The sequence below is a fragment of the Shewanella sp. 10B genome (assembly GCF_023475885.1).
Lineage (GTDB): Bacteria > Pseudomonadota > Gammaproteobacteria > Enterobacterales > Shewanellaceae > Shewanella > Shewanella mangrovisoli.
This window is the reverse complement of sequence record NZ_JAMDJO010000001.1, coordinates 696,122-718,358: the sequence shown is the minus strand read 5'-3', so window position 1 is coordinate 718,358 and position 22,237 is coordinate 696,122. Positions and strand designations below refer to the sequence as shown.

Sequence of the window (22,237 nt, the reverse complement as noted above, 5' to 3'; positions counted from 1 at the left end):
TCTTTAACTATCTAACTCTTTAAGACTTTGATTTAGCTTGACCACACGGCACCAAACATAAATGTTGCTTTGGAATATCACCTTGAGTATTTCAAGTAGAGCGAACTAAAAACCTAGGCCGATATCGCCAGCGGTGCAACGAGTGTCGCATCTTTAGCCTTGGAAATTTGCCAAGAAGACGTTGCAAGAAACGCCTTCCCCGCCTTTATCCCTTGCTGATAATCAATGCGTAAATCCGCATCTGTGCTGCCTAACAGCTTGCTCTGTAATGGCGCCTTCGAAAAAATCTGCACAATTTCAACATCATCTGGAGGATTGGCAATAAAGTCTAGCTCGGCCTGATAGGCCTCTTCATGCTGCACTAGGTAATCAATGGTCTTAGGGCAAAAACCAGAAACACAGATCCACGATTTAAGCTTATGTACCCAAGCCGATTGGGCTTGAAAGTCCTCATTGACCGTCCTGACCACCACAATTTTGCGGGCACCCCGTTTATACGCCTCACGCACGGGCAGCGGCGCCGCTAAGCCACCATCGAGGTAAAAGTCTTGCTTGGATTCGAGTGTCGCATCGCTATGATTAGCAGATCCAATCCCTAACCAAGGCGTTAACTTCACCCCCTGTTTATATAAAAAAGGCAAGGCGCTAGAGGCTTTGAGTAGTTCACGCCAGTGCTCATGACTGGTTGGACTCAAGAAATACCCTTGGCGGTCAGAGACTCGCGTGGTGGTAATAAGGAGTTCTCGGCCATTGAGGGAATGACTGGCCGCCGCTAAATCCAGCTTAAAGCTGCCACGCTGAGTCTGCTCAAAATACCAGTCGAGGTCGATGACATTGGCACCAATCAGACCACGCCCTAGCTGATAGAAGCGTTTATGGCGCGTAAGGCCCCGGATGAGTTTTTTGGCGTAACCCTTTTGTCTGGCTAAAAAACTGGTCAAGTTTTGCGAGCCTGCTGAGGTACCAATCAATAAATCGAAGGGGTCGAATTCCGCCTCAAGCCAAGCATCGAGTACGCCCGCAGTAAAAATGCCGCGCTGGCCACCGCCTTCTGCAATTAACGCTACTTTCGGCGCGGTAACAGATTGAGAGGCAGAAGATAAATAGCTAATCGGCGGCATAACTGACCTTATCGCAACAAAGACGCAATGGAGAATAGATAAGCTCAGTCTAAACAAAGATAGTCACAGTCAAAAACGGATAGAATCTATCGTTGTAATCGGTAAATGAAATATAAGAAGCGTTTCATGCGGATCATGGCATGGTTAGCAGCAATGCTAAAACACTCATGCACATTACAAAGATATAGCGAAATTTATCTTTATATACAATCTTTTGCACAATCAATCTATGCCCGCGAATCATCACGCGGGCATAGATGACACTTGGAAGCTTTACGCTAGAACTTATGGGTCAATTCCAAGGTGACATTACGCGGCTCACCGGGGAAATGGCCATTGCGCTCACTAAATCCGCTAACAGCATATTCCTTGTCGAAGATATTCTTCAGATTTACGCGCACTTGGGTTTGATCCCATTGGGTTGTCCAGCTCATATCAAACACTGTATGGGGTTTCACCGTTTGACCATTGAGGCTAAATTGCTCGCCCACATAGTCCATCCCGAAGGCAATGGCCGAATCAATCGCTTGAATATCGTAACGCGTCCATAAACCGGCTTGATGACGCGGCGCATTGGCAAAGTGTTTGCCGTCACCAAAGGTGTTGGTCAGGCTGTCGTTGATCACGCCTTTAATCACTTGGGTATCGTTATAGGCATAGTTGGCCGTTACGGTAAGGTTATCCGTAAGATCCCCCACCAGCGTCCATTCTACCCCTTGGCTACGTACTTCGCCTAAATTGACTAAGTTTGGAATACCATCGTCATCGCCGGTATCTAGAGGGTTTGCCTGGGCCACATTTTGTTTTTCAATACGATAGAGTGCGAGCGTGGTCATAAACTGGCCATCGAGCCACTCGTTTTTCATCCCAAGCTCTATTTGATTACCGGTTTCGGAATCGAGTGTGCCGTCACTTTTAATACTCTCTTGATCCGACAATGATGCCGGATTAAAGCTCTCTGAGTAGTTCAAATAGAAAGACATAGATTCGATTGGACGATAATTCAGCCCTGCCCTTGGGGTAATAGCATTATCGCTAAAGGAGAATCCGGTCTTTTTATCGTAATCATCAAACTGGCTAAAGCGTAGACCCGCAATTAAAGACCACTGCTCGTTAAAATGCAGATGCTCTTGCAGATAGAGGCCAAAACGGTTGGAGCGAGTACCGTCGGTATCCATGTCTTTTAACTGATAAGTACTCGGATTAGTTTCTCCGTAATTCAGCTCAAAGATATTGAGATTACCCACGCCTTCCTTGCTGGTCGCCAACTTGTAATGGTATTCGGTTTCGACATAGTGATAATCACCACCAAACAGGAACTCATGCTCAAAACCTAAGGCATTAAAACGATAGACAAAATCATTGGTTAAACTGATTTCGTCATTGGCACGGGATTGGACACGATATTCACGTTTGATGGTGCCATCTGCGCTGTTTGCCTTACCATCACCGTTCACATCGACCCAACCACGGGATTCGTGATATTGCTGATCGGATTCATTATTCAGATAACGAATTTGAGTTTTTACCGAAAAATCATCACTAAATTGATGATCGAGAATCGCTTGCAGCACCAAGGCATCCATTTTCTGGAAGTCGCTCTTCTCGTTGGCATTGTAGGAAGGGTCAACGAGGAAATTGCCCGCATCATCCACGGGTACACCACGTAACCGATTACCGCCCAAATCCTGTCTTATCAGATCGAATGTGGTGGTGAGCTTAGTATCGTCACTGATTTCATACAGTAAGCCACCGGCTACTTCGGCATTTAAACTATCGGCATTGTTACGGAAGCTATCTTCCTGTTGATAATAGCCCCCCAATCGATAGGCTAAATCCTCGGTTAAGCCGCCGGTGAAATCCAGCGAGCCGCCCATCATGTCGTAACTGCCCGTGCTTAGGGTGAGCTCTTTACGCTCGACAAAGGTTGGTTTTTTGGTGACATAGTTAATCATGCCGCCGGGTTCGCCACCGCCATAGAGTGCCGATGCAGGGCCTTTTAATACCTCAACCCGCTGTACGTTGAACAGTTGTGGCACCGAAAATCCCGAATACGGGTCGCCACGCACGCCATCGTAAAACACGTTGGCATCGTCGCGAAAGCCACGAAAGGTCACGCCGGAATAGCTAAATTCACTGACACCGGCAATGGAGCGGTATAAGTCAGTAATATTGCGGGCGGCTTGATCGTCAATCAGTTGCTCGGTCAGCACTTGTACTGACTGCGGCAGCTCCATCACATTAATTGCCGTTTTAGTGCCGATTTCCGTCTCTTTATCGACATACATCTGCATGGCGCGACCACGCACAACAATGCGCTCTGGCGCCTTAGTCTCAGCTTGTGCTTCGGCCTGTGTGTTGGTTTGTATATTGGCTTGTGCCGTTGAAGCACTTTCTTGCTCGGGTTGACTCTCTTGAGCGTTAGGCGCAGCCGCAAAGACCAAATGCGGCATCAGGGCAAGCGTTAGTATTGAATAGGCAAAACGTGATTTCACAAAGTCCCCCAACCTTGAGCAAACCTGTGGTTTACCCATGTCATCTAAAATGTGCCGTCATTATAAAGTTTGATTATTAGATGACAATAATTCTCATTTAAATTTACATCGGTCGGGGTTTGTAACAATTGTAAAGAGAGTCCATTCTTTGTGTATGGATAAACGGCATGGCTCTTATTGAATGGCGCTTAATAAAAGCCATCTAAATAAAAAAGCCAGCATCACGCTGCTGGCTTTGACTGGTTGTAACACTTTGAAGGTAAGACTTAAAAAATAGCCTCATCGAGTGTAGTTAGCATCTCACTCGCCAGCTCCAATTGTTTACGCAGACTGCGGCTCTGCACGGCCCAATACGCCATATAAAAGTCCGCCGTTTTCAGTTTAGCCTGGTAAAAGTCGGACTCTTGTGTGCCATTTTCGAGTGCAGTGAGTGCAATCTTCGCCATACGCGCCCACATCCAGGCAAGGGCAGTAATGCCAAATAACTCGAGATACGCCATCGATGCCGCGCCGATAATGTCGGGATTGCTGGTCGCATGGGTCGCTAAATAACCGCTCGCCTTTTGTAAATCGGTGGCACAATCCATTAGCCCACTGATATAGGGCTGCATTTGCGGATCTTTATCCTGTGATTGAATAAACTCAGTCACTAACGCAGACCATTGCTGCATGGCGGCGCCGCGATCGCTCAGCAATTTACGCCCAACTAAATCGAGCGCCTGAATGCCATTTGTGCCTTCATAAATCAAAGCGATGCGGCTATCACGCACAAACTGCTCCATCCCCCACTCGTGGATATAGCCATGACCACCAAACACTTGCTGGGCATCCACGCAGGCATTAAAGCCACGATTAGTGATAAAACCTTTCACCACAGGGGTAAATAAGGCCGCTAACTGGGCAGCCACTTTCGCCTTGGCTGGATCGCTATGACGCTCTGCCTCATCGAGCCACAGCGCCTGCTGACCAACGAGTGCCCGGGCACCTTCATTAAAGGCTTTTTGCGATAACAACATCCGGCGCACATCACCGTGAACCAAAATCGGATCGGCGGCTTTTTCGGGCGCCTTAGCTCCACTGATGGCGCGGCTCTGCAATCTGTCTTTGGCGTAGGCCAAGGCATTTTGATAGGCGATTTCGGACACGCCTAATCCCTGCATCCCGACACCAAGGCGCGCTTGGTTCATCATGGTAAACATGGCGCGCAGCCCTTGATGGGGTTCGCCGACTAACTCACCGAGTGCCCCCTCAAATACCATCACGCAGGTTGAATTACCGTGGATCCCCATTTTGTGCTCGAGGCCGCTAGCATAGAGGCTGTTCGCCTCACCTAAACTGCCATCACTGTTCACCAACACTTTAGGCACGGCAAACAGCGAAATCCCCTTCACGCCTTCGGGGGCATCGGGTAAACGGGCGAGCACCAAATGCACAATATTATCGGTAAATTGATGGTCACCCGAGGAGATAAAAATCTTCTCCCCAGTGATGACAAAGTAGCCGTCCGCCGCGGGAACGGCCTTAGTACGCAGCAGTGCTAAATCGGTTCCTGCATGGGATTCGGTTAGGTTCATGGTGCCAGTCCATTCACCACTCACTAATTTGGCTAAATACTTCTGTTTCAGCGCCTCACTGCCGTGGGCATGAATGGCCGCATAGGCGCCATGGGTCAGGCCGGGATACATGGCAAAGGCCATGTTGGTCGAGGTTTGCATCTCTGTGGCGAAAATACCGACCACTTCGGGCAGTCCTTGGCCGCCATAGGCGGGATCGCAGGTCAGTGTAGGCCAGCCATTATCGACAAACTGCTGATAGGCGTCGGCAAAACCTTCGGGGGTAACCACTTTGCCATCCACGAGTTTGCAGCCCTGCACGTCCCCTACGCTATTTAACGGCAACATCACCTCAGTACTGAAATCCGCCATACCCTGTAGGATGGCATCGACCAGATCGGGGTCGATTTCATCGAAGCCTTTTAAGGCATCTTGCTGATAAATATGCAACATTTCATCGAGGATAAATTGATAGTCACGTAGTGGTGCTTGATAGACTGGCATAATCGCTTCCCTTTCTTGTTTTATGGCAATGAACTCAGTGCTCTGACCACTTTAGCTAAATCTGTTGAAAAAGGAAGCATCTGGACCTTGGCACAATGACTTTTGTTTACACAATCGAACAGCGAAACCGTAAATTGATCGCAACAAAGGCTTATGCTCAAGTGCAAAAGTTTGTAAGCTAAGTGTCTGTATTGCTGATACGTCATCAGGTTGAGGATATTGTTACTATGGGTTCTGTTACCACCAAAAAACACGCAAACGGGCTCGATTATGTCGAAGTGAACACTGCGTTATGCCAAGCAAGGATTTTTTTACAAGGCGCGCAAATCGATCATTTTCAACCCGTAGGTAAGCCGCCCTTGTTATGGGTGTCTTCGGCGGATGACTATCAACCGGGTAATGGGATCCGTGGCGGTGTACCTGTCTGCTGGCCTTGGTTTGGCATGAGCAACCAAGCTAATTTTCCACAACATGGTTTTGCCCGTACCCGTATTTGGACACTCGAGTCGGTTGAGATGCGTAATCAATTGGTAGATTTGCGTTTCAGCTTAACGATCGGTGAAGAAGATAAGGTTTTTTGGCCGCACCATACCCAAGTCAACGTCCTCTTTACCTTAGGTGAAACCTTAAGTATCAGCTTAGTTAACACTAACCTTGGCGATGTGCCCGTAACACTCACCCAAGCACTACACAGTTATTTTCCAATTGAAGATATTCACCAACTTAAAGCCACGGGTTTTAGTGGTGCTCAATATATTGAGTTTGCCGAAGGGCCTTACCCGCAAACAACGGACGACGTGCTATTCGACCGCGAAACCGATCGCGTTTACACCAAGCTAGGCCCAGTACAACACTTACATACGCCCCAAGGTGTGATTGAAGTGAGCCGCGAAAATAGCCACTCGGCCGTGTTGTGGAACCCTTGGATTGAAAAATCAACTCGCCTTGCCCGCTTTAATGACGATGACTATCTGACCATGGTGTGTTTAGAAGCCGCCAATGTGCTTGAAGATAAATTAACGCTGGCCCCCGGCGAGAGTCACAGTTTAGTCACCCATATTCGCTGGGCAGACTAATCCGTCTTTGTCGATATCCCATCAATGTAAAAGCCCAGTGCATGACTGGGCTTTTTTATGCCATCAAATTCACGATGGTCATCTATTTGGCAATCACCGCCTACTTAGTGTTTTTCTCAAAACGCGCTAACAAGCTTGAGGTGTCCCAACGATTACCGCCCATGGCTTGAACTTCAGAATAAAACTGATCCACTAATGCGGTTAAGGGTAAGTGCGAGCCATTGCGGCGAGCTTCTTCTAGGGCAATGCCTAAATCCTTACGCATCCAATCGACGGCAAAACCAAAATCATAGCTTTGGCCCCACATGGTTTTGTAGCGATTTTCCATCTGCCAGCTTTGCGCCGCGCCTTTACTGATCACTTCAACCACTTTTTCACCGTCAAGGCCAGCCTTACGGGCAAATTGCAGGGCTTCGGCAAGGCCTTGTACCACACCTGCGATACAAATTTGGTTAACCATCTTAGTGAGTTGACCTGCTCCTACCTCACCTAAACGCTCGGCGCAGCGCGCAAACGCCTCGATAACGGGCTTTACACGCTCGAACACGGCTTGATCGCCCCCGACCATCACGGTCAGCACGCCATTTTCGGCGCCAGCTTGGCCCCCCGATACAGGCGCATCGAGAAAATCGATGCCTTTTTCGGCCAGCACTTTATGTAATTCACGGGCCACATCGGCAGAAGCCGTTGTATGGTCAACCAGTACAGTGCCTTGAGCCATACCATGGATCACGCCATCATTGCCTAATACCACTTCACGCAAGTCGTTATCGTTGCCTACGCAGGTAAACACAATATCTTGGCCAATAGCCGCCTCTTTGGGCGTTGGGCAACAACGACCGCCGTAGTTCTCAACCCAAGTTTGTGCCTTGGCAAAAGTGCGGTTATACACAGTAACCTCATGGCCCTTGTTGAGTAAGTGTCTTGCCATGGGGTAACCCATTACGCCTAAACCAATAAATGCGACTTTTGCCATGAGGAATTCCTTTGATTGATAAACAAGGTGAAACGTTTTACACCACACATTTTACTGCGTTCATTAACACCGCCAGATTGACAATACTGAATTGACCACAATGGACTAACGACACGCTGAACGCGCGCTTATGTTACTCCGAGAAAGACCCGACCTAAACTAAAAAAATGCGAGCAAGTGTTTCAACTTAAAGGGTCAATCGGTAAAAAAAACGCTGGCGGCAGTGTAGCACTCGCTTAGGCGAGCGTCAGAGTAAAAATGCCCTTGGCAGCAAACGCAGTGTTCGACAGAAACAACAAAGGCGCACTAAGGCGCCTTTGTGTTATATCACGAGCCAAAATCACTTTTGCACGTGGGCTTCCATTTCGGCGCCAATTTTCTTGCGCATCTCCATTAAACGCAGCGCAGAATCACGCAGGTGAATATCATGCTCAGTCTGCGGCACCCATTCAGGCACAGGTGTCGGTTGTCCATTTTCATCCACGGCCACCATGATAACGATACAGTGAGTAGTGAGATGGCGCTCAGAGACCTTAGGATCCCCTGCTCGCACATCAATACCGATATGCATCGAGGTCTTGCCGGTATAAATCACCTTTGCGCTGACTTCGACAATATTGCCCACAAGGATCGGCTGTACAAATCGAATTCCCCCCGCATAGGCGGTAATGCAATATTTACCACTCCAACCCGCAGCGCAAGCATAGGCCGCAAGGTCAATCCATTTCATCACAGCGCCGCCGTGAACCTTACCACCAAAATTCACATCCGCAGGCTCAGACAAAAATCTCAGGGTAATTTGTCTATCGATACCAGCCATATAACCTCAACTTATTCAGCCTCTGTGGCTCAATGATTTTGCAATAAGTTGAGTTTACGATAGAAATGCGCAATAGCGTAAAGATAATTACGATTGTCCCAGTGAAGAGAACCGATTTAGCCAAAGTAGCTTATCAGCCCGCAGGTGAGTAATAATCCCGGCAACGCTAGGCGATACAACCACAGTTGTAATTGACTGCTAACAAAGCGAGTGCCCTTGCCATAAGTGTAAATACCCAACCCCGCCAAAAACAGCCCAATCACTTCAAATCCCGATGACATATGGTTGCTGCCACCGACACTGATGGCAGTCACCAACAACGCAAACCACACCAGTACATATGCGGCAATGGCAAAGGTGAAGGTCTTCATGCCGATATCCATATTCGGATGCCAAACTTTGGATTCACCACGGATAAGTTCGGTCAAATTTGCGGTTACGGCGCCAACGATTGGCACAAGTGGGATCACCAGAGGGTTTAACATGACAAGCATCCATTTAAGCGGTATATGCCTGTCATTATCGGCGGCAAGCTGGATTAAACAAGCTTGATGAACAAAGGTTAACTATTTGGATATCAGCAGGTTAGAAAGTGATATTCGGCACAATTCGGGCATAAAAAATGCGCCTATAGGCGCATTTTTTATTGAGCTAACCGTTGTTTAAACTTTCTTAAACAGCAATGAACCGTTTGTGCCACCAAAACCGAAAGAGTTACACAGGGCGTACTCTAACTTCACATCGCGGGCGGTGTGCGCCACGAAGTCTAAATCACAGCCTTCATCTGGATTATCGAGGTTGATGGTCGGTGGTACAGCTTGGTCGCGTAGTGCAAGCAGGGTGAAAATCGCTTCTACTGCACCCGCAGCGCCCAGCAAGTGACCCGTCATAGACTTAGTCGAACTGACCAGCAGGTTGTAGGCATGATCGCCAAACACAGATTTCACCGCTGCCGCTTCGGCTTTATCGCCCGCAGGTGTTGAAGTGCCGTGGGCATTGATATAGCCAATTTTCTCAAATGGCAGTTTGGCATCATTCACCGCATTGACCATAGCTGCAGCTGCGCCCGCACCATCGCTTGGTGGCGATGTCATATGGAACGCATCACCGCTCATACCAAAGCCGACGAGTTCACCATAAATGGTCGCGCCGCGCGCCTTAGCGTGCTCGTATTCTTCCATTACCATCACACCCGCGCCATCACCGATGACAAAACCATCACGGTCTTTATCCCATGGACGGCTGGCTGCGGTTGGGTCATCGTTACGGGTCGACAGCGCTTTAGCTGCGCCAAAACCACCCACGCCTAATGGACAAGTGACATCTTCGGCGCCGCCAGCAACCATCACGTCGGCGTCGCCATAGGCGATAGTACGCGCCGCAAAACCGATGTTGTGCACACCAGTAGTACAAGCGGTCGTAACGGCAAAGTTAGGGCCTGTCATACCGTACATAATCGATAAATGGCCAGCAATCATATTGATGATGGTGCTTGGCACGAAGAAAGGCGAAATCTTACGGGGGCCACCGCTTAATAGTGCGCTGTGGTTTTGTTCAATTAACCACATACCACCCATGCCCGCACCGATAGCAGTACCGACACGGCCAGGATTTACTTTGCTCATATCCAGACCCGAGTCTTGGATAGCTTGGATGCCAGCAGCCATACCATACTGAATAAAGAGGTCCATTTTACGGGCGTCTTTCTTGGTTAAGTACTGCTCAACATCAAAATCTTTTACAGAACCACTGAAACGAGTGGTGAATTCGCTGGCATCAAATTTGGTTATAGGTGCAATACCACTCTTACCCGAAAGCAGCGCCTTCCAAGTAGTATCGACAGTATTACCCACGGGAGTTACTAACCCTAAACCGGTTACCACTACACGACGTTTAGACACGGCAGTCACCTTTTAATGCTAAATAGATAAGGTTATGACAGATAACGGTGTTTCTATCATAAAGAGTCTTCGCCAATCTGCGGCGAGCATCTCATGGACAAATGCAACACACAGGCTCCAGAGACGATTGAATGGCACTATTGCAGAATTGGGCGGGGCTAAAACAAAAACAGGCGGCATATTTGCCGCCTGTTCTCTAGAATTCAGAATTACTGATTCTTAGAAACGTAATCGATCGCTGCTTGAACAGTAGTGATCTTTTCAGCTTCTTCATCAGGGATCTCGGTATCAAACTCTTCTTCCAGAGCCATAACCAACTCAACAGTGTCCAGAGAATCTGCACCCAGATCGTCAACGAAAGATGCCGCTGGTTTAACGTCTTCTTCTTTAACGCCCAGTTGCTCTACAATGATTTTCTTTACACGTTCTTCGATGTTGCTCATTAGTTTTCTTTCCTATTCAAATTACGCACTTGCGTAAGATTGCGAGTAGTTTATTAGATTTGGCTGACAATGCAAGCTTAGTTTTCGTGGTCTAACCACGAAATTTAGCGACCAATTGATACAGATCACTACTCAGTTGCGACAGTATCCCTGCCATCCGCCCTTAAACCATGTACATTCCGCCATTCACATGCAAGGTCTCGCCTGTGATATAAGCGGCAGAATCCGACGCCAAGAAGAGTACGGCATTAGCAATCTCTTGCGCTTGCCCTAATCGTTCCATCGGAACCTGAGACATGATAGCTTTTTGCTGATCTTCGGTCAGCTCATCAGTCATATCGGTCTGGATAAATCCAGGAGCGATAGCATTAACTGTAATTTGACGAGATGCAACCTCTCTTGCAAGAGATTTTGTAAATCCGATCAAACCAGCCTTTGCAGCCGAGTAGTTAACTTGACCTGCATTGCCCATAGTGCCTACCACTGAACCAATATTGATGATCCGGCCGAAGCGCTTTTTCATCATGGTACGCATCACAGGTTTTGATAGTCTGAACAATGATGTCAGGTTGGTATCGATGATATCATTCCATTCATCATCTTTCATTCGCATCAGCAAGTTATCACGGGTGATACCCGCGTTGTTGACTAGAATATCAACATCACCCGCTTTTTCTTTGATCGAATCGAATAAATCGGTGACGGATTGACTATCGGTAACATTAAGCACTAAACCAAAACCTTTGTCACCCAGATATTCTTGAATTGCTGCGGCGCCCTTCTCACTTGTGGCAGTTCCTACCACAATCGCACCTGCTTCGACTAAGGTTTCGGCAATCGCGCGGCCAATACCACGGCTCGCGCCTGTCACTAAGGCAACTTTGCCCGCTAAACTCAGATTGATACTCATACAAACTCCTTATTCAGTTAACGCGGCAAGGGATGCAACGTCATTAACTGCTTGGGCAGAAAGAGATTTATTAATGCGTTTTGCAAGGCCTGTCAATACTTTACCTGGGCCACACTCAACTAACTGGGTAATGCCTTTTTCGGCCATTAATTCAACGGTTTCGCTCCAGCGCACTGGGCAATAAAGTTGACGAACCAGCGCATCTTTAATGTCGGCAACCGCAGTGGGTGATGCCACATCTACGTTATTGATAACTGTGATGCTTGGCGTATTAAACTGCACATCGTTCAACGCAAGGGCTAATTTATCAGCGGCAGGTTTCATTAATGCGCAGTGTGATGGCACGCTGACAGGTAAGGCAACCGCCATTTTGGCACCCGCCGCTTTACAGGCCGCAGCAGCACGCTCAACCGCCTCTTTTTGACCGGCGATAACCACTTGGCCAGGGCTGTTGAAGTTAACAGGGCTCACTACTTCGCCTTGAGCGGCTTCAATACAAGCATTAGCAATACCGTCATTATCCAGACCGATAATCGCGTACATGGCGCCAGTACCGGCTGGTACGGCTTGCTGCATCAGTTGACCACGTAGCTCAACCAGTTTGATCGCATCTTTAAAGTCGATGACACCAGCACAAACTAATGCAGAATATTCGCCTAGGCTGTGACCCGCTAACATCGCAGGCATGGCCTTGCCAGAAGCAACATAGGCACGCCAAATCGCCACACTTGCCGCTAATAAGGCAGGCTGAGTTTTATCGGTTTCATTTAAGGTTTCAACGGGGCCGTCTTGTACCAATGCCCACAGATCATACCCTAACACCTCACTCGCTTCGGCAAAGGTTTGTCCCACGGTCGGCTGTGCACCAGCCAGCTCGGCTAGCATGCCTAGGGCCTGTGAACCTTGGCCTGGGAATACAAAAGCTACATTTTCCATATCAAATTACCTATGGCGAACTTAATTTATTGAACACTAAACCGTTATCTTGGACAGCAAACCAAGATAACGATAGTTAGGAATTTAGTCGTATCCAGATACGGTTAAAAACGGACGAGCGCACTGCCCCACGCAAAACCGGCACCGAAGGCTTCGAGCAGCAATAGCTGACCACGTTGGATCCGGCCATCACGCACGGCCTCGTCTAAGGCAATCGGTACCGACGCCGCCGAGGTATTACCGTGTTTGGCAAGGGTTAACACCACTTTATCTAAGCTCATGTCCAGCTTTTTTGCCGTGGCATTAATAATGCGGAAGTTAGCCTGATGGGGAACCAACCAGTCGATTTCCGACTTGTCGATATTATTCAGGCGCAATGTTTCAGTGACTACATGGGATAACTGAGTCACAGCTACTTTAAAAACGTCATTACCTTTCATGGTCATAAAGCCAACCGCCTCAGAGGTTTCCCCCTGACGAGGTGGGAAGGCGCACTTAAGCAAGTCACCTTGGCGACCATCGGCATAAATATGGGTTGAAATAATCCCGGGCTCATCGGAAGCACCGATAACCGCCGCCCCTGCACCATCACCAAATAGGATAATAGTAGTGCGATCTTCTGGCTCACACAGACGGGATAATACGTCGGCGCCAATCACGAGGACTTTTTTCGCGGTACCATTTTTAACGAATTGATCCGCCACGGATAAGGCATACACAAAACCTGAACAAGCCGCCGCAATATCAAAGGCTGGAATGGTATGTACGCCGAGCATGGCTTGAATTTCGCAGGCCGCCGCAGGGAATGCATTTGCCGCACTGGTGGTGCCACAAATGATCATATCTAACTCTGATGCTTCTATGCCGGCCATTTCAAGCGCATTTAATGCCGCCTGATAGCCCATAGTTGAGACAGTTTCGTCTTGCGCCGCGATGCGACGCTCTGAAATACCTGTACGTTCAACAATCCATTGGTCACTGGTTTCCACCATTTTTTCCAAATCTTGATTGCTACGCACCTGCACTGGCAGATAACTACCAGTTCCGAGAATTTTTGTATGCATAAGGAGGAATCAGTTATTTATATCTAAAAGAATCGACTCCAAACGATCTTTTATCATTTCGGGGAGTCGACGTTGCGCTTCAGTCACTGCCAAACTAATTGCTTGTAAATAGGCAGTTTCATCCGCATTTCCATGGCTCTTTACAACTATGCCGCGCAATCCTATCAGACTTGCACCATTATAGTGGTCGGGGTTCATCTGGCTGAGGACCGCCTGAATGCGTGGGGCGATGAGTTTTGCCAAAAAACGCACGAAGAAACCTTGGGTTAGGCCACGTTTTAACTGATGAACCAATAACTTGGCAATGCCTTCAGAGGTTTTGAGCGTGATGTTACCCACAAAACCGTCACAAACGATCACATCCACATTGCCCGAGTAGATTTCATCACCTTCGATAAAGCCGGTGTAATTAATTTGATCGGTGTTTTGCAGTATTTGCGCCGCTTGTTGAACCTGATCGTTGCCTTTGATTTCTTCTGTGCCCACATTAAGGAGTGCAACTTTAGGGCGGGATTTTTTATCCACTGCCTCACACAGCACAGAGCCCATCACGGCAAATTGGAAAAGCGTTTCTGAATCGCAGGAGATATTGGCACCTAAGTCCAATAAATAAACCGGCTTTTGCGTGACTGAGGGTAAACAACTGACCAACGCGGGTCTGTCTACGCCGGGCAAGGTTTTTAATAACACCTTGGCCATGGCCATTAAGGCACCAGTATTGCCCGCACTCACACACGCCGCCGCTCGTCCATCACGCACCAGTTCAATCGACAAGCGCATCGAACTATTCTTGCGGGTACGCAAAGCGTGCACGGGTCTATCGGACATGCTCACCACTTCATCGGTGTGAATGACTTCAATACGTGAAAGTAACGGTTGTTCTGCTTGACGCAGATAGACATCAATTTCAGTCTTATCGCCGACTAAAATGATTTTAAGAGAAGAGTGAGATTTTAGTGCCCGCAAGGCTGCAGGCACCGTGACGTGGGGGCCATGATCGCCACCCATCGCATCTAACGCGAGCGTCAGACTCGTCATTAGGAAACCAACAAATTACTTGTTGATTACCTTTTTACCGCGATAGAAACCATCAGCAGTCACATTGTGACGCATATGGACTTCACCGCTGGTAGCGTCAACAGACAGCTGAGCAGTGCTCAGTGCGTCATGTGAACGGCGCATACCGCGCTTAGAACGAGATTTTTTATTCTGTTGTACAGCCATTGGCCCTGTCTCCTAGATTACTTGCTCTTCAGTTTTTCTAACACTGCAAACGGATTTGGACGCTCCTCTTGAGCGGGTTCGATCTCGCCTACAACTATGTCCATTGACCCGATGTTGCAATCAGTTTCTTCATGCATCGGGATGATAGGCATAGCGACTATCAATTCATCTTCGATCAATTGATGCAGACGTACTTCGCCAATCTCATTGCACTCAATTGGGTCATACGCATCCGGGAGCTCATCGATTTCTGCCTTAGTCCGGCATGGACCGAAGCAAAACTCGACCGTAACCTCAGTGGTAAATAGCGTCATGCAACGTTGACAAACCAGAGTGAGCTCCGTCACAGCCTTCCCTTTCAGGTAGACTATCCCCTGCAAATCTACGCCACATTCAATCGACACTGCCACATCGGAACAGTCGCCGGCACATAACTCATTTAATCTTCTCAATTGCTGCCCAGGCACTATCCCCTCATAGGTAGAACGGCTCGAGGCGGCGCGAAAAGGATCAATTGAAACCGGTATCTTTACTGTTTGCATAAGGCGCGCATATTATAGTTTGAAAACGCTAGAGTCAAAGAAAAATTTCTAACTTAAGTCCCAGTTTGCGACTTAAGTGATTCTCTAGCCCCAACATTGAAATTAACGGAAGCGAAATTTTACCCAAGCACGGGGCGGCGCACAAGCGTAAGCCGTCTAAAATAGCCGCACTCATCGTAAGAATCCCCGATTACCGCCCCAAAGTCATGCTATCTGCCACCACTCGCTTGCATTCAAGCGGCCAGGTTAGCGACAATAAGTCAGGTTTTCTTATGGATTTTTACCGATGACGCCCCAGTTAATCCTCGCTTCCACCTCTGTTTACCGACAAGCACTATTGCAAAAGTTAGGCTTAACCTTTGAGACTTGCAATCCAGATATCGATGAAAGCCCCATGGCAAATGAGTCCGCCCAAGACTTAGTCTTAAGGCTTGCCAAAGCCAAGGCCGAGGCAGGTGCGAGACATTTTCCTCGTGGATTAATTATAGGCTCAGATCAGGTCGCCGTGATTGACGGCAAGATTATTGGTAAGCCATTAAATCGAGACAATGCGATCAAGCAGCTCAGCCAAGCCTCGGGCAAAGCAATCACCTTTTATACCGGTCTTGCGCTCTATGATGCCAAGACTGGAGAAATGACAGCTCAGGTCGAACCTTTCACCGTGCATTTTCGTCAGCTGACGGCTGCGCAAATCGCCGCTTATGTCGATAAAGAGCAACCTTTTTATTGTGCGGGTAGCTTTAAGAGTGAAGGCTTAGGAATTGCCTTATTTAATCGCTTAGAAGGCCGCGATCCTAACACGTTGATTGGGCTGCCCTTAATACTGTTAACTGAAATGCTGCTCACTCAAGGAATCGATGTCTTAACCGACTAGCGCGAAGCTATTATTACGGTGATATACGCAAGTGCGGCCCGAGATAAGCAAGCGAGATGGCACTGTTATCCATAATCGCTTGCCCAGATAACTCAAAAAGCACTTAGGTTTTTAGCGATTCAGCTCAGCATTCGTCATAAATATGCGCTGATGAGTCAATCACTATAAATGCAGCAAGAGTTTTTCAGGGGAATCGATTAAGGCAATGGGATTGGCTTGCTGAAGCATTGCTTCATTATGGGCGCCGTAAGTTACGCCCACAGCATCAATCCCCGCATTCGCCGCCATGCTCAAATCCAATAAAGAGTCTCCGACCATCAAGGCTCGTTCAGGCTGAACGCCTAACTCCTGTAGCAAACTTAAGATCATTTCTGGATGGGGCTTACTCTGCGCCTCATCGGCGCAGCGTGAAGCAATAAAATAGTGACCTAAGCGGGATTGCTCCCACACGCGCACTAAGCCTGCTCTCGCCTTACCCGTCGCGACGGCAAGTTGGTACCCAGCAATTGATAATGATTCGAGTAATTGGGGGGCTTGGTTAAAAATCGGCGTTGGCGTGGTATCAAGATGCAAATACTGCGTCTTGAACTCGGCGCGCATCTTAATATAGCAATCATCTGTGCCCACAAGCGCTTGAGCAGCATTTTCTTGTGTTGCACTCGCAACGGCGTCATGCGGCTGCCCTGAAGTCAAACCGGCGGGAAATAACACCTGTAACGCCTGCGTCATCGACAAGCCAATCACATTGCGAATATCCGTCTCAGCTGGCACGGGTAACGCCAGCGCCCTTGCCATATTCTCAATGCAAACAATAATCTTGCCGATGGAATCCATTAACGTGCCATCCCAATCAAAAATAACTAAATCATATTTTCGTTGGGTTGAATGGCTCACTGACACTTTCACGCTCTCAGGTTATCCGTGGGTAATTGGCGCAGAAAAAGCACTAAGCGCGCTTTAACTTGCCTAACAGTTGCTGCAAATTATCATCAAGCGGCGCTGAAACTCGCATCACCTCATCGTTTTCAGGATGAATAAACATTAACTCTGCCGCATGTAAAAACAGTCGAGTCAGACCCAGTGAGCGCATACTGTCATCAAACGCCTGCTCGCTGTATTTTTCATCACAGGCGATAGGATGTCCCATATATTGGCAATGCACCCGAATTTGGTGGGTACGTCCTGTCACAGGGCTGGCCTGCACAAGCGTACAACCTTGATAACGCTGTACAATTTTAAAACGCGTTTCAGAAGGTTTACCTTCGGCATTGACTCGAACGATACGTTCGCCCGACTTAAGTGTCAGCTTTAACAGTGGTTGTTTAACCACTTTATCCTGCGCCGACCACTCGCCTTTAACTAAGGCCAAGTAATCCTTTTGCATCTTTTTATAACGCAGTTGATCATGCATATGCTTAAGCGCACTGCGTTTTTTCGCCACCAGTAACACACCAGAGGTGTCTTTATCGAGACGGTGAACCAGTTCTAAAAACTTTTGTTGTGGACGTAACGACCGTAGCGCTTCAATCACACCATAATCGACGCCACTGCCACCATGCACCGCAATCCCCGCAGGTTTATTTAATACAATCAGATGATTGTCTTCATGCAAAATACGGTCTTCAAGCTGTGACACTCTGCTCAAGTTTGCTGAAGGCGCGGTGCGATTGTCCTGCTCAGCCATTCTGACCGGCGGCACGCGAACCACATCACCGATTTGCAATTTGTACTCGGGCTTAATGCGTTTTTTATTCACCCGTACCTCGCCCTTACGGACGATACGGTAAATCATGCTCTTAGGAACGCCCTTGAGCACTGTGATTAAAAAATTGTCGATTCGTTGGTCGAGGTGGTCTTCGTCAATCGTGATCAACTGCACCTGTAGCTGTGGAGATTCTGTATTCATGATGTGCCATCTGCTTAAAACGGCGGCCATTGTACAACACTTAAGAAGAATTGTGCCTTTCCATTGCTGAATTTTTTGATTATTGCTATATTTCACCAGCGATTAGGGATAAGCCGTGAATAAAGTGTTCACAAGGTCCCAGTCCCAAGTGAAAAGCTTTATAGATTAAAAAAGATTTTCTTGATAGCAACTCATTGATTTGCAAATCGTATACTGAGTAAAAATACCACAAATGCGTTTTTTACGATTAAATCGAGAATCTAACCTTACTTTGACTAGGTTTATCTAAAGTTTTTCTCACCGATTTCGAAATATATTTTAACTTGTCGTCAGACAAACCGATTCGACTTGGGCATTACCGGAACGAAATGAAAGAATTTATGGGGTTGGTTGATGTTTTACAACGAATTCCTTGTTTTTGTAATCATTAAAAAATAAGCCATAAATAGGATGCGACACGCAGCGACTGCGTCTAACAGTAATGCGCACCTTGCCTAGCCACCAGCCGTGAGGCTTCGTTGACCTACTGCTAGGCCCGTAATGCAGCGAAACGCGATTGTTTGATGACCTCCATTTAAAGAAGAATGACGTCATCATGAAACGTATGTTAATCAATGCAACTCAATCAGAAGAGTTGCGTGTTGCCCTGGTTGACGGGCAACAACTGTACGATCTGGATATTGAAAGTCCTGGTCACGAGCAAAAAAAATCCAACATTTACAAGGGTAAAATTACCCGCGTAGAACCCTCTTTAGAAGCCGCTTTCGTTGATTATGGTGCTGAGCGCCACGGCTTTTTACCGCTAAAAGAAATCGCCAGAGAATATTTCCCTAAAGGTTATTCTTTCCAAGGTCGCCCAAACATCAAAGAAGTCGTCAGTGAAGGACAAGAAGTTATTGTTCAAATTGACAAAGAAGAGCGCGGTAATAAAGGTGCTGCACTGACGACCTTTATCAGCTTAGCGGGTTCTTACTTAGTCTTGATGCCAAACAACCCTCGTGCTGGCGGCATTTCTCGCCGTATCGAAGGTGACGAGCGCACCGAATTAAAAGAAGCCATGGCCGATTTAGAAGTTCCAGCGGGTATGGGCCTTATCGTACGTACCGCAGGTGTTGGCAAAGAATCGACTGAACTGAAGTGGGACTTAAAAGTTCTACAGCACCACTGGGCTGCGATTACCGAAGCCGCGCAAAGTAAACCAGCGCCTTTCTTAATTCACCAAGAAAGTAACGTGATTGTACGTGCAATTCGTGATTATCTGCGCCGCGATGTGGGCGAGATTTTAATCGACCACCCACGTATTTTTGAAGAAGCCAAACAGCATATCGCACTAGTGCGCCCTGATTTCGTTGAGCGTGTAAAACTCTACGAAGCCGAAGTGCCATTGTTCACTCACTTCCAAATCGAGTCGCAAATCGAATCGGCGTTCCAACGTGAAGTGCGTCTGCCATCGGGCGGTTCGATTGTTATCGACCCAACTGAAGCATTAACCTCAATCGATATCAACTCTGCCCGCGCAACTAAGGGCGGCGATATCGAAGAAACCGCATTAAACACCAACCTCGAAGCCGCCGATGAGATTGCCCGTCAATTACGTCTGCGTGACTTAGGTGGTCTAGTCGTTATCGACTTTATCGATATGACGCCAGTGCGCCATCAACGCGAAGTTGAAAACCGCCTGCGTGATGCCGTTCACCACGACCGTGCCCGCGTGCAATTAGGCCGCATTTCTCGCTTCGGCCTGATGGAAATGTCGCGTCAACGTCTGCGTCCTTCGTTAGAAGAATCGGCTGCGCATATCTGCCCTCGCTGTCATGGCCAAGGCACTATTCGTAGTACCGAATCTTTAGCGCTGTCGATTCTACGTTTGATGGAAGAAGAAGCCATCAAAGAAAACACCTCACAAATCGAAGCCATAGTGCCTGTCGATGTTGCGGCCTTCCTGCTGAACGAAAAACGCAAAGCGATTCGTATCACAGAGCAACGCCATGATGTGGAAGTCTATGTGATCCCAGATCCGCACATGATGACCCCAGATTATCGCGTCATTCGTCACCGCACTGACGATGAAATCGATGAATCCAGCTATAAGCGCATCGAACAGCCTGAAGCCAAGTTATATGAGCCCCGTAAACTGGAACGCACTGCTGCGCCAGCACCAGCCCTAAAAGGCTTCACTGCACCACAGAAAGTAGAACAAGCCACCGCACCAGCTGCCAATAAAGTGGAAGCAACAGAGCCAGGTTTCTTCAGCAAACTGTTCAGTGCCATTGGCGCCTTCTTCAGCTCAAGCGATAAGCCTGCGGCTGAAAAGACCGCAGAAACCAAAAAGTCTGACAGCCAAGCGGCCAATGCGAACCGTCGTAATCGTCGTAATGACACTCGTCGCACTCGCAATAACCAAGATGCAGACAAAGCGAAAGAAGGCACCCGCGAGCCACGCACCCGCAATGCCAAGAAGTCGGCTGATGCACCTCAGACTCAGGAGCGTCCAGCTCGTGAAAAAGACGAGAATGCAAAACGCACTAAGCCAGAGCCTAAGAGCCGTAACCAAGCACCAAAAGAAGTGGTAGCAGAGTCTCAAGACGACACGCCAAAGCAAGAAGTGGCCCGTGAGCGTCGTCAGCGCCGTAACATGCGTCGTAAAGTACGCATCGACAACGCCAATGACACCACTGAAGCGCCAATTCAAGAAGAAGTGGTATTAGCCGAAGTGGCCGCTGTTAATGCTGCCAATACTGACGTTGCAACTGAACCACAAGCTGAAACCAAAGCACCTCGCTCACGTCGCCAACCACGCAAAGAAGCCGCGGTTGCCAACGAGACAGCAGAAGCGACTGATGCAGTAAGCCAAGCTGAAGCAAGTGCTGAAGTGGCTGTAGAAGCACCTGTAGTAGAAAACCGTGCTGATGCGCCGGCTGACGTAACAGAAAGCGTTAAGACTGAAGCCGAGACCGATGCGGATAACGCAGACGTCAGTGCCGATGCAGATGATAAAGCAAAACGTGAATCTCGCGATGGACAACGTCGTAGTCGCCGCAGCCCACGTCATTTAAGAGCAGCTGGTCAACGTCGTCGCCGTGATGAAGATGAACAAGGCACCTCTGCACCTGCGCAATTCGTACCAAACGACGCACTGGGTGACGATCAAGACTACCCAGCTCCAAGCACTCAAACGGCAGAAGCTGCTGAGACCACTGAAGCAAAAGCAATTGAAGTCATTGCTGAACCGACTGTGACTTCTCCTGCTGCTGTAGTCGAAACGGCAGATGTCAGTGTGGTTACTGAAACAACCGCCAATAACGCTGTTGAGACTGAAGTTGTTGAGGCTGTCGCTACCGAGCAAGTGGCTGAGATTAAAGCCGAGGTTGCTGCAACAGAAGCTCCTGCAGACACTGCGGTAAACAACAAGGCTGAGACAAGCGTTAAAACTGAAGAAGTTGCTGTTGAGCCAGTGAAAACTGTAGAAGCAGTAACGGAAGCCGTTGTGGCTCCAGCCGAAACTCCAGCTCAACCAAAAGCAGAAGCAAAGGCCGTTGCAGTTGAAGCCGTAACGCCTGAAGCAGATAAAGCCGAAGCAAAAGAAGCCGTAAAATCTGTTGCCTCTGCGCCAATGGCAAAACCTGCTTCTATCGTTAAACCACAGGCAAAACCCGTTGTGACTCAAGCCGCGGCAGCGCCTGCTGCTGAAGCTGTGGTGAGCAAACCCAAAGCGGCGAGTCGTTTTGGTTCTATGGTGTCATCAGAAATGACCAAGCCAACGGTAGAAGTTAGAGCTCAGGTAGAAGTACCGAAAGGTCGTGAGTATGACAGTGTCGCCTCCGCCGACGCCGCTGCGCCTAAACTGAAACACAGCAACAGCGCTGAATCGGATATGGCTCGTCCATAATCC

Annotated in this window: 19 protein-coding genes; 3 read left to right on the top strand and 16 right to left on the bottom strand. The window is 48.2% G+C overall.

Annotation, left to right across the window (positions count from 1 at the left end; all coding sequences use genetic code 11):
* Positions 1-113: 113 nt before the first annotated feature.
* The 3 genes from M0415_RS03015 to M0415_RS03005 form a co-directional block, all read right to left on the bottom strand.
* A complete protein-coding gene (locus M0415_RS03015; protein WP_249555728.1) occupies positions 114-1,121 on the bottom strand; it encodes a patatin-like phospholipase family protein in 1,008 nt (335 codons plus the stop codon).
* Between the two features lie 278 nt (positions 1,122-1,399).
* The gene (locus tag M0415_RS03010; RefSeq protein WP_249555730.1) at positions 1,400-3,616 is read right to left on the bottom strand and encodes a TonB-dependent siderophore receptor; all 2,217 of its coding nucleotides are present in this window, start codon (positions 3,614-3,616) and stop codon (positions 1,400-1,402) included.
* A 266-nt stretch (positions 3,617-3,882) separates the two neighbouring features.
* Positions 3,883-5,673: an acyl-CoA dehydrogenase C-terminal domain-containing protein gene (locus tag M0415_RS03005; protein WP_249555732.1), complete on the bottom strand. Its 1,791-nt coding sequence runs from the start codon at positions 5,671-5,673 to the stop codon at positions 3,883-3,885.
* Positions 5,674-5,900: 227 nt separating this feature from the next.
* Here M0415_RS03005 and M0415_RS03000 point away from each other — a divergent pair, with 227 nt between their 5' ends.
* A complete protein-coding gene (locus M0415_RS03000; RefSeq protein ID WP_086902623.1) occupies positions 5,901-6,749 on the top strand; it encodes a D-hexose-6-phosphate mutarotase in 849 nt (282 codons plus the stop codon).
* A gap of 100 nt (positions 6,750-6,849) precedes the next feature.
* Here M0415_RS03000 and M0415_RS02995 read toward each other — a convergent pair whose 3' ends face one another.
* The 11 genes from M0415_RS02995 to yceD all read right to left on the bottom strand — a co-directional run bounded on the left by M0415_RS02995 (position 6,850) and on the right by yceD (position 15,565).
* Positions 6,850-7,725, bottom strand: coding sequence for an NAD(P)-dependent oxidoreductase (locus M0415_RS02995; RefSeq protein WP_086902622.1), 876 nt, complete (start codon positions 7,723-7,725; stop codon positions 6,850-6,852).
* Positions 7,726-8,065: 340 nt separating this feature from the next.
* Positions 8,066-8,545, bottom strand: a complete 480-nt coding sequence (locus M0415_RS02990) for an acyl-CoA thioesterase (protein ID WP_011623149.1) — start codon at positions 8,543-8,545, stop codon at positions 8,066-8,068.
* A 116-nt stretch (positions 8,546-8,661) separates the two neighbouring features.
* On the bottom strand, positions 8,662-9,030 hold the full coding sequence (locus M0415_RS02985; protein ID WP_086902621.1) for a hypothetical protein: 369 nt from the start codon (positions 9,028-9,030) through the stop codon (positions 8,662-8,664).
* Positions 9,031-9,207: 177 nt separating this feature from the next.
* Positions 9,208-10,446: a beta-ketoacyl-ACP synthase II gene (fabF, locus tag M0415_RS02980; protein WP_039978489.1), complete on the bottom strand. Its 1,239-nt coding sequence runs from the start codon at positions 10,444-10,446 to the stop codon at positions 9,208-9,210.
* A 209-nt stretch (positions 10,447-10,655) separates the two neighbouring features.
* The gene (gene acpP, locus M0415_RS02975) at positions 10,656-10,889 is read right to left on the bottom strand and encodes an acyl carrier protein (RefSeq protein WP_006081231.1); all 234 of its coding nucleotides are present in this window, start codon (positions 10,887-10,889) and stop codon (positions 10,656-10,658) included.
* Between the two features lie 163 nt (positions 10,890-11,052).
* Positions 11,053-11,799: a 3-oxoacyl-ACP reductase FabG gene (gene fabG / locus M0415_RS02970; RefSeq protein WP_011623152.1), complete on the bottom strand. Its 747-nt coding sequence runs from the start codon at positions 11,797-11,799 to the stop codon at positions 11,053-11,055.
* Between the two features lie 9 nt (positions 11,800-11,808).
* Positions 11,809-12,735 carry an ACP S-malonyltransferase gene (fabD, locus tag M0415_RS02965; RefSeq protein WP_249555734.1) on the bottom strand — a complete coding sequence of 309 codons (927 nt, stop codon included), beginning with the start codon at positions 12,733-12,735 and terminating at the stop codon, positions 11,809-11,811.
* A gap of 104 nt (positions 12,736-12,839) precedes the next feature.
* On the bottom strand, positions 12,840-13,799 hold the full coding sequence (locus M0415_RS02960; RefSeq protein WP_086902619.1) for a beta-ketoacyl-ACP synthase III: 960 nt from the start codon (positions 13,797-13,799) through the stop codon (positions 12,840-12,842).
* Positions 13,800-13,808: 9 nt separating this feature from the next.
* Positions 13,809-14,837, bottom strand: coding sequence for a phosphate acyltransferase PlsX (plsX, locus tag M0415_RS02955; RefSeq protein WP_023267848.1), 1,029 nt, complete (start codon positions 14,835-14,837; stop codon positions 13,809-13,811).
* Positions 14,838-14,852: 15 nt separating this feature from the next.
* Positions 14,853-15,023 carry a 50S ribosomal protein L32 gene (rpmF, locus tag M0415_RS02950; protein WP_011072715.1) on the bottom strand — a complete coding sequence of 57 codons (171 nt, stop codon included), beginning with the start codon at positions 15,021-15,023 and terminating at the stop codon, positions 14,853-14,855.
* 17 nt (positions 15,024-15,040) lie between these two features.
* The gene (yceD, locus tag M0415_RS02945) at positions 15,041-15,565 is read right to left on the bottom strand and encodes a 23S rRNA accumulation protein YceD (protein WP_023267847.1); all 525 of its coding nucleotides are present in this window, start codon (positions 15,563-15,565) and stop codon (positions 15,041-15,043) included.
* Between the two features lie 286 nt (positions 15,566-15,851).
* Here yceD and M0415_RS02940 point away from each other — a divergent pair, with 286 nt between their 5' ends.
* Positions 15,852-16,439: a Maf family protein gene (locus M0415_RS02940; protein ID WP_249555736.1), complete on the top strand. Its 588-nt coding sequence runs from the start codon at positions 15,852-15,854 to the stop codon at positions 16,437-16,439.
* 162 nt (positions 16,440-16,601) lie between these two features.
* On the opposite strand, the gene M0415_RS02935 is transcribed toward M0415_RS02940, so the two are convergent.
* Together M0415_RS02935 and rluC are read right to left on the bottom strand one after the other, a co-directional pair.
* On the bottom strand, positions 16,602-17,273 hold the full coding sequence (locus M0415_RS02935; protein WP_249556607.1) for an HAD-IA family hydrolase: 672 nt from the start codon (positions 17,271-17,273) through the stop codon (positions 16,602-16,604).
* A 112-nt stretch (positions 17,274-17,385) separates the two neighbouring features.
* A complete protein-coding gene (gene rluC / locus M0415_RS02930) occupies positions 17,386-18,345 on the bottom strand; it encodes a 23S rRNA pseudouridine(955/2504/2580) synthase RluC (protein ID WP_088211697.1) in 960 nt (319 codons plus the stop codon).
* Between the two features lie 595 nt (positions 18,346-18,940).
* Between rluC and rne the strand changes: the two genes are divergently transcribed.
* Positions 18,941-22,234 carry a ribonuclease E gene (rne, locus tag M0415_RS02925; protein ID WP_249555738.1) on the top strand — a complete coding sequence of 1,098 codons (3,294 nt, stop codon included), beginning with the start codon at positions 18,941-18,943 and terminating at the stop codon, positions 22,232-22,234.
* Positions 22,235-22,237 lie beyond the last annotated feature (3 nt).